The 15,005-nt window shown below is 33.8% G+C and carries 12 protein-coding genes; 7 read left to right on the forward strand and 5 right to left on the reverse strand.

From position 1 onward, the window contains the following. The first annotated feature begins 7 nt into the window (after window positions 1-7). Window positions 8-1,198, forward strand: a complete 1,191-nt coding sequence (locus Q1W72_RS02165; RefSeq protein ID WP_099715704.1) for a TIGR03862 family flavoprotein — start codon at window positions 8-10, stop codon at window positions 1,196-1,198. Window positions 1,199-1,279: 81 nt separating this feature from the next. Here Q1W72_RS02165 and Q1W72_RS02170 read toward each other — a convergent pair whose 3' ends face one another. The 3 genes from Q1W72_RS02170 to Q1W72_RS02180 all read right to left on the reverse strand — a co-directional run bounded on the left by Q1W72_RS02170 (window position 1,280) and on the right by Q1W72_RS02180 (window position 3,367). Continuing rightward, window positions 1,280-1,663, reverse strand: coding sequence for a DUF3037 domain-containing protein (locus Q1W72_RS02170; protein WP_099715705.1), 384 nt, complete (start codon window positions 1,661-1,663; stop codon window positions 1,280-1,282). Further along, window positions 1,641-2,435 (reverse strand): HipA family kinase, encoded by a 795-nt coding sequence (locus Q1W72_RS02175; protein WP_302137108.1) that lies wholly within the window; start codon window positions 2,433-2,435, stop codon window positions 1,641-1,643. The genes Q1W72_RS02170 and Q1W72_RS02175 overlap by 23 nt, the downstream gene beginning before the upstream one ends. A gap of 77 nt (window positions 2,436-2,512) precedes the next feature. After that, a complete protein-coding gene (locus tag Q1W72_RS02180) occupies window positions 2,513-3,367 on the reverse strand; it encodes an NAD(P)H-hydrate dehydratase (protein WP_302137110.1) in 855 nt (284 codons plus the stop codon). Between the two features lie 301 nt (window positions 3,368-3,668). On the opposite strand from Q1W72_RS02180, the gene gcvT reads away from it, so the two are divergent. The 5 genes from gcvT to Q1W72_RS02205 all read left to right on the forward strand — a co-directional run bounded on the left by gcvT (window position 3,669) and on the right by Q1W72_RS02205 (window position 11,253). Then, window positions 3,669-4,751 (forward strand): glycine cleavage system aminomethyltransferase GcvT, encoded by a 1,083-nt coding sequence (gene gcvT, locus Q1W72_RS02185; RefSeq protein ID WP_302137112.1) that lies wholly within the window; start codon window positions 3,669-3,671, stop codon window positions 4,749-4,751. Window positions 4,752-4,757: 6 nt separating this feature from the next. After that, complete coding sequence (locus Q1W72_RS02190) at window positions 4,758-6,800, forward strand: S41 family peptidase (RefSeq protein ID WP_282716626.1); 2,043 nt, start codon at window positions 4,758-4,760, stop codon at window positions 6,798-6,800. A gap of 14 nt (window positions 6,801-6,814) precedes the next feature. Further along, the gene (locus tag Q1W72_RS02195; protein WP_302137115.1) at window positions 6,815-7,849 is read left to right on the forward strand and encodes a hypothetical protein; all 1,035 of its coding nucleotides are present in this window, start codon (window positions 6,815-6,817) and stop codon (window positions 7,847-7,849) included. Between the two features lie 61 nt (window positions 7,850-7,910). Beyond that, on the forward strand, window positions 7,911-8,624 hold the full coding sequence (locus tag Q1W72_RS02200; RefSeq protein ID WP_099715711.1) for a YebC/PmpR family DNA-binding transcriptional regulator: 714 nt from the start codon (window positions 7,911-7,913) through the stop codon (window positions 8,622-8,624). 556 nt (window positions 8,625-9,180) lie between these two features. Beyond that, window positions 9,181-11,253, forward strand: coding sequence for a hypothetical protein (locus Q1W72_RS02205; protein ID WP_099715712.1), 2,073 nt, complete (start codon window positions 9,181-9,183; stop codon window positions 11,251-11,253). 81 nt (window positions 11,254-11,334) lie between these two features. On the opposite strand, the gene Q1W72_RS02210 is transcribed toward Q1W72_RS02205, so the two are convergent. Together Q1W72_RS02210 and Q1W72_RS02215 are read right to left on the reverse strand one after the other, a co-directional pair. Beyond that, window positions 11,335-12,375, reverse strand: coding sequence for a PLP-dependent cysteine synthase family protein (locus Q1W72_RS02210; RefSeq protein WP_099715713.1), 1,041 nt, complete (start codon window positions 12,373-12,375; stop codon window positions 11,335-11,337). 68 nt (window positions 12,376-12,443) lie between these two features. Continuing rightward, window positions 12,444-14,579, reverse strand: coding sequence for a S9 family peptidase (locus tag Q1W72_RS02215; RefSeq protein WP_121341884.1), 2,136 nt, complete (start codon window positions 14,577-14,579; stop codon window positions 12,444-12,446). A 70-nt stretch (window positions 14,580-14,649) separates the two neighbouring features. On the opposite strand from Q1W72_RS02215, the gene Q1W72_RS02220 reads away from it, so the two are divergent. Next, a complete protein-coding gene (locus Q1W72_RS02220) occupies window positions 14,650-14,970 on the forward strand; it encodes a YbaB/EbfC family nucleoid-associated protein (protein WP_099715715.1) in 321 nt (106 codons plus the stop codon). Window positions 14,971-15,005: the final 35 nt, after the last annotated feature.

Genomic DNA, 15,005 nt, shown 5'->3' on the forward strand with positions numbered 1-15,005 from the left:
TTGCAGCGTGAAGAAATCAGTTTCAATTATTGGAGGAGGTCCCGCAGCACTTATACTCGCTGCATTACTCGATTGTCAAAAATTTACCGTTACCATCTACGAAAAAAATAAAACACTAGGAAGAAAATTTCTGGTGGCGGGAAAAGGAGGATTTAACCTCACCCATTCAGAACCAATTGCTGAGTTGATTGCGCGCTATACGCCACCCCATTTTCTGGAAAAAGCACTCCTTGATTTTGACAACGACGATTTTCGGAAATGGATTGATTCTATCGGTATTCCAACCTACATCGGCAGCAGCAAACGGGTGTATCCTGAAAGTGGCATCAAACCCATAACAGTGCTCAAAGCAATTCTGGATGTTCTGACTAAACAAGGTGTTGCTATTCAATACCAACATACTTGGAAAGGTTGGACCAGCGACGATGCTATTATTTTCAATACGGATACAGCAATACAATCAGATTATACCATTTTTGCCTTGGGCGGTGGGAGCTGGAAAGTAACCGGTTCAGATGGCACTTGGCTTGACTTGTTCGAAAAGCAAGATATTGCTATCGTTCCGTTTCAATCATCCAATTGTGCGTATCGTGTGAACTGGCCGGAAGATTTTATTTTGGAACATGAAGGCAGTCCGCTTAAAAATATCGCCATAAGCTGTTTGAATAAAAGACAAAAAGGCGAAGCGGTAATCACACGTTTCGGTTTAGAAGGGAATGCGATTTATGCCCTGAGTCCACAGATTAGAAAGGAATTGGAAAGCCAACAAAAGGCAACAATTTTTCTGGATATGAAACCAACGTTACGGTATGATGATTTGCTTCAAAAGATCAAAAAATCAACCTTTAAAAAGACGAGCGAAACACTACAAAAAGAAATTAAATTGAGTGCTGCACAGGTTGGACTTTTGAAAAAATACCTTTCGAAAGAAACCTACCTAAATCCGGAATTATTGGCACAAAACATTAAAAAACTGAGTATCGAAATCACCGGCTCTGCCCTATTGAACGACGCAATATCAACAACAGGCGGTGTTCAACTGCATGCTGTGGATGAAAATTTCCAATTTAAAAACAAGAAAAGTCATTATTGTATTGGCGAAATGCTGGACTGGGATGCACCCACCGGAGGCTATCTTCTTCAGGCTTGCTTTAGTATGGGCATGCATCTTGCGCGTCACCTGAATAGTATTTCTTAATTTTTAATGTTCTAATGTTGACTCCAAAAGAGTGTTTTGTTTGCGAAATGACTTTCCAACAGTTTTTCTTTTTCAATTTATTTATAATACCATTTCTTCAAACAAGCGTTGCGTTGTTTTTTCCAAATCATCACACAATCCCGGATGCGGTCTTGAGGTTTGAATGGCAGAGCTGCGAAGTGCTGTCAACCAACGGAAACGCGATGGAATATCAAATTGTCCTATTGGTCCACCTGATTTTTCGCCATGCGCCACTTTCTCAAATGCTTGTAAGTTTAAATGCAATTGTTCTAGATCTAAATCGGCTGAAAATAGTTGCAGTTTGGCTTCGTTCATCGAGCAAAGCACTTTTATAAACTTCGCTTTTTTACAAAAGAGAATAATACCCACATTGAGGAATTCTTCGCGTTCTACCCTTGGCACAACCCGGATTACGGCATACTCATATAAGTGCTTCTCTTGCATTTTGTGCTTCGTTTATAAAAATTTCGGAATGGTTCAAACGTATGGATAAAAACTGGAAATAGACTTCTCGAATGGCTTCCGGAGTTTCATCGGTATCTTCCCAATGGAGCCATACTTCCGGAATCAGATTCACGATATTTTGCAATACCTCTTTCGTCAATATTTTTTTGAATATTTCATCCGTTTCTGGCAATAAGGAAGCTTGAGGCAACAATACATGGTCTTTTATCAATGCAAAAGGGCTTTGTGCGTGCTTTTCCCAATTGGTCCACGAATGATGAAAATAAAGACTTGCTCCGTGATCGATCAGCCATAATTCTTTATGCCAAATCAACATATTGGTGTTTCTAAACGTTCTGTCCACGTTTGTGATAAAAGCATCTAACCAAACAATTTGGGATGCTAATTTTGGATCAACCAAAGTGACAACAGGGTCAAAATTTATAGCTCCCGATAAATAATGCAAAGCCAAATTGAGTCCTTGACTGCCTTGAAGTAAATCTTGAATTTCTTCATCAGCTTCTGAACGTCCAAAAGCTTCGTCGAGATTTGCGAAAACGAGTTCCGGCATTTTTAATTTTAAAACACGGGCAATTTCTCCGCCTATTAATTCGGCAATCAAGGCTTTTACACCGTGTCCGGCACCTTTGAATTTCAATACATATTTAAAATCATCATCGGCTTCAGCGAGCGCAGGCAAAGAACCGCCTTCCCGCAAAGGAGTGATGTATCGCGTAACATTTACGGTTCTAAGATGGGGTGTTTTTTCCATAATCGAATTGGATAAAGCAATTTTGCTTGGATACAAACTTACAAATAAGTAGGATAAAATTCATTTATGAGTACTATTTACTCCAATTTTTCTAAACTCAAAAAGGCTTTCCCAATATTCGCAATAACATCTGAAGCGATAAAAGATTGATATCCGGTTTCGGGTAATGCAATATCGGCAGTTAATCCGTGAAGATATACTCCAAGAATTGCGGCACTAATGGGTTCGTAAGATTGTGCCAATAAACTGGTAATCATTCCCGTTAAAACATCGCCACTTCCAGCTGTTGCCAAAGCGGCATTTCCAGTGGTGTTTTCGAAGATTGTATCACCATCAATTATGTGTGTCGGTGCGCCTTTCATTACAATTATAACATCATACTGTTTTGAAAAGGAGATTGTTTTACTCCTTTTTTCCTCTTCGGAATGCCATTTTCCAATTAATCGCTCCAGTTCTTTGGGATGTGGCGTTAAGATTGTTTTAGGCGGTACAAAAGAAAGCCATTCTTTGTTTTGGGATACAATATTTAACGCATCGGCATCGATTACCAAAGAATTTTTATTTGTTTTTAAAAACTGATGCACTGCATTTTGGGTTTCAATTTCCTGACCTAAACCGGGACCAATTCCAATGGCTTGTGGTGTAATTTCGAAAGTGATATTAGAAATTTTTTCCTCTTGAATATCTGTAAGAACCATAACTTCGGGAATGGCGGTTTGCAGAATTGTGTAGCCGCATTTTGGAATAAAAACAGTGACTAATCCGCAACCGGTTTTCAAACAAGCTTTGGCAGACAAACTTACTGCTCCTATTTTTCCATAACTTCCGCCAATGATTAAAGCGTGTCCCTGAATTCCTTTGTGAGTATGCTTATCTGGCTGTTTGTAGCGTTTCAGGATTTCTTTTTGGTTGATGTAAATGGGATTCGTCATTGAAATTTGTTTGTTTAAAATTACGAATTTAATAGGAAACAAATTCGTTAATTGGACCTAAATTCCCTAGCCCTGATAAAAGCGGCATCCTTTATTTAAAGCTTCCAACCTCTTGAAGGGTGAAAGCTTTAAATAAAGATATAGCGAATAGCAGGAATTAGCTCCTAAAAATACTTATTATAAATCCTACAGTACAGATTGTTTCGAAAACGTTTGAAACTTTAAACTTTGCTTCGCTCCGCCTTTGTCACCCGAAATAAAATCAATAAATTAGCGACTTCAAATTTTATATTAAAACACAATGAAAAATACTGCGCTTACGCACATACACGAGAGTTTGGGAGCAAAAATGCTTCCGTTTGCCGGATACAATATGCCCATTTTATATGAAGGTGTGAATGCAGAACATGAAACGGTACGTAATGCCGTGGGTGTTTTTGACGTTTCTCACATGGGTGAATTCTTGCTTACGGGTCCAAATGCATTGGCTTTGATTCAAAAAGTGACTTCGAATGATGCTTCAACTTTGACAATAGGAAGAGCACAATATTCTTGTTTACCGAACAATGACGGTGGAATTGTAGACGATTTGATTGTTTATAAAATGAAAGAGGAGCAATATTTACTAGTGGTAAATGCTTCGAATATTGATAAGGATTGGGATTGGATTTCGGCTCATAATGATTTGGGTGTAGAGATGAGAAACCTATCTGATGATTATTCTTTATTGGCGATTCAAGGACCAAAAGCGGTTGAAGCGATGCAATCATTATCGTCAAAGGATTTATCAGCGATTCCGTATTATCATTTTGAAGTGGGTGATTTTGCCGGTATCGAAAACGTAATTATTTCGGCCACAGGATATACGGGTTCTGGAGGTTTTGAGATTTATTGTAAAAATTCAGAAGTAGAACAAATTTGGAATAAAGTTTTTGAAGCGGGTGCCCCTTTTGGCATCAAGCCAATTGGTCTTGCGGCTCGTGATACATTGCGATTAGAAATGGGTTTCTGTTTGTACGGAAATGACATCAACGATACGACATCGCCACTAGAAGCTGGTTTGGGATGGATTACGAAGTTCACTAAAGAATTCACGAATTCAGAAAATCTAAAAAAACAAAAAGAAGCAGGAGTTACTAAAAAATTAGTCGCTTTTGAAATGCAAGAACGTGCAGTGCCAAGACATGATTACGAAATTGTGGATGCTTCAGGAAATGTAATCGGAATTGTAACTTCGGGAACAATGTCTCCATCAATGAACAAAGGAATTGGTTTGGGTTATGTAACTGTTGAAAACAGTGCTTTGGAAAGTGACATTTTTATCAGAATCCGTAAAAATGATGTTCCTGCAAAAGTGGTGAAATTACCTTTTTACAAGAAATAATAATAAATGAAGAAACTTTCACTTGTATTGTTGCTGACTACATTTTCACTTTTGGGTCAAAATGATGCAAAAACTTGTGAAACACTTTCTAAAATAAATGCGTTAATACAACGCGAACATTACCAACCTAAACCGGTAGACGACAGTTTATCGGTTTTTGTTTTTGATAGCTTTTTGGATGTTTTGGACTCTAACCGAAACTTGTTTACCAAGATTGAATATCAAAAACTATGTGAGCATAGACTTCAACTGGACAATTATATTTTACAGAATAATTGTTCTTTTATGAGTGATTTTGTTGCTGTTTATAAATTGGCTTTAGTTAGAAAAAAGAAAATTTTAGAAAAAATACAACAGGAGACATTTGATTACAATACGAATGACTCCGTGAAATTTTCGAAGAAAAACTTCCCTTTCGATTTGGTTTTAACGGATATCGAAAGAGTTTGGAGAAAGAGAATTAAGTATGATATTCTTGAAGACATTTCTAAATTGAGTTCGAATTTAGATTCACTGACGCAGAATTTTTCAAAGCTCGAAAAAACTTCTAAAGCAAAAATATTTGACACCAACTTATGCAAAGTAAATAGCATTCTTGGAGACACTAACAGATTAGAAAATGACCTTCAAAATAATTTTTTGAATATTTTTTGCACCTATTTTGATCCTCATTCCAATTATTTTTCAATGGATGCTAAATCCAGTTTTATGTCGGGTTTATCAACGAGCAATCTTTCATTGGGTTTAAATATTGGATTTAATGAAAAAGAGGAAATTATCATCGAAGAAATTGTCCCTGGTGGTCCAGCAGCCAAAACGGATAAGTTTGAAAAAGATGATGTAATCCTGAAAGTATCTAATACCAAAGGAGATGCATATTCTGTTTCCTGTTCTTCCATAGAAAAAATTGGAGAATTGATTTTTTCTGATTCGAATATAGAAATTGAGTTGACCATTCAGAAAAAAAATGGAACAGTACAATCTGTACGCCTGAGAAAGCAAGTAATGAAAGCCACTGAAAATGCTGTTTTCAGTTATATTGCCGAAGCAGAAACTAAAATTGGGTACATCAACATTCCTAGTTTTTATTCTAATTTCGACGGATATTCTATTCAAGGTTGCGCTGATGATGTTGCCAAAGAAATTGTGAAACTTCAAAAAGACAATGTTGAAGGTTTAGTAATCGATCTTCAAGACAATGGCGGTGGATCAATGGAAGAAGCCATTAAATTAGCCGGAATGTTTTTAGATATTGGTCCAGTATCAGTTTTGGTAAATAATAAAAATAAACAAACTATTTTAAAAGACGGGAATCGTGGCAGCGCATACAATGGCCCAATTGTGCTGTTAATCAACGGAAATTCAGCATCTGCAAGCGAATTTTTTGCGGCCTCAATGCAGGATTATAACCGGGCAATCATCATTGGCAGTACATCGTTGGGGAAAGCTTCCATGCAAACTATTCTACCATTGGACGAAAACAATCAACAGGGTTTTGTAAAACTAACTATTGAAAAATTCTACAGAATTACTGGCGACAGCCACCAGATAAAAGGTATTGTTCCAGATATTGCGGTACCGGTTTTATTTGACAGCATCATTCAGCGAGAAATTAGTTTTAAAACAGCTTTGAAATATGATATGATTACCACAAAAGCAAGATTTAATCCGTTTTCAAAAACCTATTTCCCTAAAATAGTCGAATTAAGTAATTCAAGAGTGAAAAACGCCTCTCGTTTCAATGAAATTAGTTTGGCTAACAAGCAGATAAATGCACTTTATAACAATCCAAAAAAACCGACTCGATTAGTTTTTAAAGATGTATTCAACGATATTCATGAAATTGATTCGCTTTGGAAAAAAGTCAAAAAAATTGTGGAAAGCGAAAGTAACAGTACAATCTCGAATAATTCCTTTGATTTAGAGCAATTAAAATTTGATGTTTTTCAACAGGATATTAATCGCTATAAAATCAAAGAGGTAAAAAACAATCCTTATTTAGAAGAAGCAATTGCTATAATAAACGATTATAAGAATTTAAATAAATAACCAACCAAAAAAAAATGAAACTAACCTTTACTTCGTTCCTATTTTTAATTACAATTACCTTTTCTAATGCGCAAGAATTCAAAAATCCTGTTGACTATTTGAATTACATTGGTAAAGAAACTGATGCTATTTCTCGAACAACATGGAAATACACTTCGGCAGTTGCACATAGTAAAAATGCCCGAAGAATTGATGTAACGCGTAAAACATTGGTAAAAAGTATCCAAAATGCCACTAAAAAAATAGAAGCTTTAAAAGATGGATATAAAGGTGATGTTGAATATAAAGACCAACTACTAGCTTATTTATCAATTTCTGAAAAACAAATCAATCAGGAATATGAAAAAATCATAAACATGCAGGAAGTGGCCGAACAATCCTATGATTTTATGGAAGCTTTTATTTTGGCAAGAGACTTGGTCAATACTAAAATCAATGAAGAAGTGGATAAATTGAATGCCAACCAAAAAATATTTGCAACTAAATATGGAATCCAAATTGGAGAAGATAAAAGTGAATTGGGTAAAAAAATGAAAATCTCCAATGAAGTTTTTGAAAATCATACCCAATTATTTCTGATTTTTTTCAAAGTAAATTTTACAGAATCTCTTTTGATGAATGCCATTGCTGAAAACAATTTGAATGCTATTCAACAAAACAGTAATGCATTAGAACAATATTCGAATGAGGGTTTGGATAAACTAAAAACATTTAAAGCCTACAATAATGATTTAATACTGGTAAATGCTACCAAAAAAGTATTGGAATTCAGTAAAAAAGAAGCGTTAGAATTTAGTCCTAAAGTAGTTGCTTTTATGATGCTCAATCAGAAATTTCAAGAGACTAAAAAAATAATGGATAACAAATCAGTCGCTTCCAGATCAAAGGAAGAAGTGGATAATTTCAATAAATTGGTAAACGAGTTGAATAAAGAAGTTGGTAATTATAATGCTAACAATAATAAATTCAATTCAGAGCGTGCAAATACAATCAATTTTTGGAATGTAACCGGTGATAGTTTTATTTCAAAGCACGTGCCAATTGATTAATAAAAATTTTTGAAAAAATAACTAATAACTGTATTTTTGCAGTTCAAAATAAAAAATAGAAATGGGAAGAGCGTTTGAGTTTAGAAAAGGTAGAAAAATGAAACGTTGGTCAGCAATGGCCAAAGCATTTACCAGAATTGGTAAAGATATTGTAATGGCCGTAAAGGAAGGCGGACCAAATCCTGAAGCCAATTCAAGATTAAGAGCCGTAATCCAGAATTCAAAGGCAGTAAATATGCCAAAAGAAAATGTAGAACGTGCCATTAAAAAAGCTACTGATAAAGACACCGCCAACTATAAAGAAGTTTTATTTGAAGGATATGCGCCTCATGGAATTGCAATTCTAGTTGAAACAGCTACAGATAATAATAACAGAACTGTTGCTAATGTTAGAAGTTATTTTAACAAATGCAATGGAACTATGGGAACTCAAGGTTCTGTTGAATTTATGTTTGATCACACGTGTAATTTCAGAATTCCGGCAAACGGAATCGACCCTGAAGAATTAGAATTAGAATTAATCGATTTTGGTGCTGAAGAGATTTTTGAAGATGAAGATGGTATTTTAATATATGCTCCTTTTGGCAGTTTTGGAACCATTCAAAAAGAATTAGAAAATAGAGGACTTGAAATTCTTTCTTCCGGATTTGAAAGAATCCCTCAAATTACCAAAAAACTTACAGAAGCTGAAGTCGCTGATGTAGAAAAACTAATTGAAAAATTAGAGGAGGATGATGATGTGATGAACGTATATCATACTATGGAAGAGGAATAGATTTTGATACAATTATACTTTAAACTCTAGCTTTGGCTAGAGTTTTTTTTGTTTCACAATTTATGAACTAACAATATTACCTCTGTGAGTTATTGTTTAAAGTATTCTTTGAGTTATTTTTTAAAATCAGCTGAAAACATATTTATAAAACAAACCAAGTAGTTTCTTGGAATTATATGTTTCCCTAAGGCTTTTACCTTTTTCTAAAATTTTCAAGCAATAAGTCAATAGTATATAAATAAGTTTTTAAAAGACATTTGCCTCCAAATTATTTTATAAATACCGTTTAAATTATTGACTTTATCTAAAAATAGAAGATTTAGCAAACGAGTATTATTTAATATCTTTTATACTGCTACCAAGTTTCTTATATTTGCTGACTTTTGCGAAATGCTACGCCTTAAAAACAAGCGAAACATCAAACCGTTAGGAGCACAATTATTTTTTGTTATGATCTTCTACAAAAATATAGTCCCTGATTGAATGAGTTTAGTTAGCAATGTAAATTTCCAAATACAGAGTATCGTTCTAAAGAACGTTTTAAATTACAACATCTATGACAAACAACATTCTAATTGAAAATCAATATAAAAGAACCAGTTTATTTGAAAAAGAAAATGTGAACTATTTAGTGCGCATTTTAAAAAGATTCAATACCGTACCAAAGATAAATAACATCAATATTATCACTTCAACCAGTGAGCCTACTGTTTTTAAAATTGTACCCAACAAATCAATTATAATTGGTTCCTCATTTTTAGACAAACCCATTTTAGCGTTAGTCTATTTAAGATATGGAATCGAATGGCAGCTATGGTACAAAGCATTGAACGCCGAGAAAAAAGATGTTGTTTTATGTGATATTGCAGCTCTCGAAGTGATTCGAATTTTTTATAATTTACTACCGAAAGATGATAAGGAAAAATTAGAAAATCTTGATTATATTCTAATTAACTTAATTAAAAATGATGCCTCTTTAAATACTGAATCTTCATTAATAAACGACGAGCTTCAATCTTTTCATGGTTTAAAAAATGCAAACACTGAACTCAAAGAATCTTGGAAACCAATTGTCGAAAATCTTGCAAAACCGACAGAATACATGTTGATGTCTGGTGGTGATCTTCGATTGAATATCGATGAGATTCATTTGCTAAACAAATACGGATGCCGTCCATTCCCAAGACCTGATGCATTTACCTTTGCATCGTCTACGGCGTCAAGTGTTTCTAATTTTGCTTTTGATAAAACAGATAAAGTGAGAAGTATATTGATTAGAAATAGTCTTAAGAAAGGTTTTCAAAATACTACAATCGAGTTTTCTGAATTGCTAAAAAATAATCTTAGACATATCTTTAAATTAAATGAGGAAAGTGAAATAATTTTTTCACCATCAGGTACTGATTCTTCACTCCAAATAGCAGCCATAACACAAATTATTTCTGACAAAGAAATTACACATATTTTGGTGGCCTCTGATGAAACTGGTAGCGGTGTAGCTGCGGCCTTAAAAGGGTGTCATTTTGAAAACACTACAGCTTTAAATTATCCAATTAAAAAAGACACTAAAATTGAAGGTTTTAGAGATGTTGATTTAATACAAATCCCTTTTAGAGATCAAAATGGCGCATTAAAAACGTCTAATCAATTAGATCAGGAAGTATTTGATGCCGTTGTTAAGACCAGAAATGAAGGCAGACATATAGTATTACATACTATGGACCAATCAAAATTAGGATATCAATCTCCCAGCGACGAATTTATTAAAAAACTAAATACACTTGAAGATTTATCAATTCAAATAATTGTAGATGGTTCACAGCTAAGATTAGATCCAAAAGACATACAAAATTATTTAAATAAAGGCTATATTGTCACCATAACGGGGAGTAAATTCTTTACTGGTCCTCCATATTGCGGTGCATTAATTTTACCTAAAAATGTCAATAAATTAATTCAATCTGTAAAAAACACATTACCCAAAGGATTAAACCAATATTATAATCGTTCTGATTGGCCGACTTCCTGGTTTTGTTCCAATGAATTATCTGAAGGCTATAACTATGGTTCCTATATGCGCTGGAATGCTGCGGTGGTTGAAATGGACAGGTATTACAAAACACCTATTTTATATCGAAATATGGGTATTGAGATGTTTTGTAATTTTGTGGATGATTCCATAAAAGAGGCCACTTTTTTACAGCCTATTTACGGGGATGAAACAAAAACTAAGATTTACAGCAGTAAAGAATTTGGAATAAGAAATATTCGTACCATTTTTCCTTTCTTTATTTTTAAAAACAATGAGGTCTTATCTGTTGATAAAGTAAAAAAATTATATACTTTATTAAATTCTGATTTATCTGATCAGTTTGAAGGTTCTTCTTTAGAAATCATTCGACTTGCTGCCCAAAAATGTCATATTGGTCAAGCAGTTAATGTAAAATATACTACAGAAATTGAAAGTGCTATTTTAAGAATTAGTTTAGGCGCAAGAGTTATTTCTGAAAGTTGGGTCAATAGAGATATTAGTCTCTTTTTTAGAAATATAGAATTACAAATGAGTCAGATCACAATCACTATTAAAAAAATTGAATTGATACTTAATAATTCTGAATTATTGGATTAAATAAAAAGTATTCAAATTTAATATTCAATAAAAAAGTCCCATTTACTGAGGTAAATGGGACTTTTTTATTGAATATTAAATTTATTTTATAAATTCTATTTTTTGAACTTCTTCTTCGTTGATGCTGTCAAAGAAACCTTGTTCGTTCATCCAATCATCGCTAAATACTTTACTCATATAACGAGAACCATGATCCGGGAAAATTGCTATTACATTACTATTAGCGTCAAATTCACCTTCTTCTGCATATTGTCTAATCGCTTGCATCACTGCTCCTGAAGTATATCCAACAAATAAACCTTCTTTTCTGGTAATTTCTCGTGCAGCATGAGCGCTTTCCTCATCGGTAACTTTCATGAACTTATCAATAATATCAAAATCAGTTGCAGATGGAATTAAATTTTTTCCTAGACCTTCTATTCTATATGGATAAATTTCGTCATTATCAAATTCTCTAGTTTCATGATATTTTTTCAATACAGACCCAAAAGCATCCACTCCAAGAATTCTAATAGTAGGATTTTGTTCTTTTAAATATTTTGCAGTACCTGAAATAGTTCCGCCTGTTCCACTACAAGCAATTAAGTGTGTAATTGCTCCGCTAGTTTGTTTCCAAATCTCCGGACCGGTAGACTTATAATGCGCATCAACATTCAACTCATTAAAATACTGATTAATATAAATCGAACCTTTCGTTTCTTCATGCAAACGTTTAGCGACGTTATAATAAGAACGCTCATCATCAGCAGAAACATGCGCCGGACAAACATATACTTTAGCACCCAAGCTGCGAAGCATGTCAATTTTATCTTTAGATGATTTAGAACTAACAGCAAGAATACAGTTGTAGCCTTTTATAATACTGACCATTGCTAAACTAAAACCCGTATTACCGGAAGTTGTTTCAATTATGGTATCACCAGGAGATAAAATACCTCTCCTTTCAGCTTCTTCAATTATGTATAATGCTATTCTATCTTTTGAAGAATGTCCCGGATTAAAAGCTTCTACTTTAGCGTAAAAATTTCCTTCTAAATTTTCAGTAACTTTATTTAGCTTAATAAGTGGAGTATTACCTATTAATTCTAAGACATTATTATAAGCAGTTATTTCTTTTTTCATAAAAAAATAGTTAGTCGTGGCAATCTTTCACTAAACACGAATGTTACAAATTTAACAAAAAAATCTAATTAGTTTTTAATTTCTTCTAAATCTAATAGAAAACTATATTCTTTTGCTAATTCCTTTAGGGCTTCAAAACGCCCAGAAGCACCTCCGTGACCGGCATCCATATTTGTATTAAGATATAAAACAGTGTCATTTGTTTTTTGAGTTCGTAGCTTTGCAACCCACTTTGCAGGCTCCCAATATTGCACTTGAGAGTCATGAAGTCCAGTAGAAACAAACATATTAGGATATTTTTGAGCCTTTACATTATCATAAGGTGAATAAGACAACATATAATCGTAATATTTTTTCACGTTTGGATTACCCCATTCGTCATATTCTCCAGTTGTAAGCGGAATAGTGTCATCAAGCATCGTAGTAATTACATCCACAAAAGGAACTTGAGCAATCACTCCGTTGTATAATTCAGGTGCCATATTTACTACTGCTCCCATTAATAATCCTCCTGCTGAACCGCCTTCGGCATATAAATGTTTAGGTGACGTATATTTTTCCTGAATTAAAAACTTAGAGCAATCGATAAAATCAGTGAATGTATTTTTCTTTTTCAATAATTTTCCGTCTTCATACCATTGTCTACCTAAATCTTCTCCACCGCGAATGTGTGCTATTGCAAATACAAATCCTCTGTCCAGAATAGACAAGCGTGTCGATGAAAAGTAAGTATCCATTGTAACTCCATAAGAGCCATATGCATAAAGCAATAAAGGATTGTTACCGTCTTTCTTTAATCCTTTTCGGTATACCAAAGAAATAGGCACTTTTGTACCATCGGTAGCCGTGGCCCAAACGCGTTCTTCGATGTAATTATTTTTATCGAATTTGCCTCCAAGAACTTCTTGCTCTTTCTTGATTTCTTTCTCTTTGGTTTTCATGTTAAAATCAATAACCGAAGATGGTGTTGCTAATGATTGATAGCTGTAACGCAAAATATCCGTGTCAAAATCAACATTTGTAGTTGTATAGGCATTGTACGTTTCACTCCCAAAAGGCAAGTAATACTCTCCTGCTCCACTCCATGGCATAATCCTGATATGATTCAATCCATTCGAACGTTCTTCAACAACCAAATAGTTTCTGAAAATCTCGATATCTTCCAGCAAAACGTCTTTTCTATGGGCAATTATATCTTTCCAATTTTCTTTTGCAGTAGCGTTCTCAGGCGTTTTCATCAACTTGAAATTGGTCGCCTTATCTTTATTGGTAAGAATGTAAAAAGAATCTCCAAAATGAGAAATACTGTATTCTAAACCACGAACTCTTGGTTGAAAAACTACAAACTCACCGTCTGGAGTATCAGAATTAAGTATTCTATATTCAGTAGTCAATGTACTTCCGGAACCAATGACAATGTATTTTCTTGATTTTTCTTTACTCACCGAAACGTTGAACGTATCATCCTTTTCGTTAAAAACCAAAACATCATCGGCAGCATCAGTGGATAATTTATGTTTGAAAACTTTATCTGACCGCAAAGTAACTTTGTCTTGTCTGGTATAAAAAATAGTTTTATTATCGTTTGCCCAAACTGAGTTCCCTGTAGCATTTTCGATTTTATCCGAAAGGATTTCTCCCGTTTCAAGATTTTTTATCTGTATGGTGTAAATTCTTCTTCCAACAATGTCTATTCCAAAACTTGCAAATTTATTGTCCGGACTCACACTCAAACCTCCTAATTGAAAGTACGAATGCCCTTTGGCCAAATCATTGCAGTTGAATAAAATTTCTTCATTGGCAGAAAGACTTCCTTTTTTTCTCGAATAAATGGGATAATCCTGCCCTTTTTCAAAACGGGTGATGTAGTAATAGCCGTTGTATAAATAAGGAACTGACTGATCATCTTCCTTAATTCTTCCTTTCATTTCCTCAAACAATTCTTTTTGAAAATCTTTAGTATGAGCAGTCATTGCATCATAATATGTGTTTTCCTTATTCAGGTAATCAATAACTTCGGGATTTTCTCTGTCATTTAACCAGAAGTAATTATCAATTCTTGTTTCATTATGTTTTTCTAATGATTTAGGAATTATTTTAGCTACTGGAATTGGACTTTTTTTTAACATTTGTTGTGCTTTTGTATTAGTAAATGAAGTTACAAAAATAACACAAAGAGAAGTTATGATGAGTCTATTTTTCATGAATATTTTGTTGAATATGACTATGCAATATACTAATTTTGTAATTCAATTAATTTAAAAAAATTAAAACATGGATTTAATGGGAATGATGGGCAAACTTAAAGAAACCCAACAAAAGATAGAAGACACTAAAAAACGTTTAGACACAGTCCTTATAGATGAGCAAAGTACCGATGGTTTATTGAAAGTGACACTGACTGCCAATCGCTCCATTAAATCAATTACTATTGACGATTCTTTGCTGGAAGACAAAGAACAATTAGAAGATTATATGATTTTGGTACTAAACAAAGCTATCGAAAAAGCTACTAAAGTAAATGAAGCTGAACTTGATGCTGTTGCTAAAATGGATATGCCCATGATTCCTGGAATGGATAATCTTTTTAAATAAAAAAGTTTAAAGTTTAAGGTTTACTGTTTTTTCAT

It is taken from the genome of Flavobacterium sp. ZE23DGlu08 (assembly GCF_030505335.1).
GTDB classification, from domain to species: Bacteria; Bacteroidota; Bacteroidia; order Flavobacteriales; family Flavobacteriaceae; genus Flavobacterium; species Flavobacterium algoritolerans.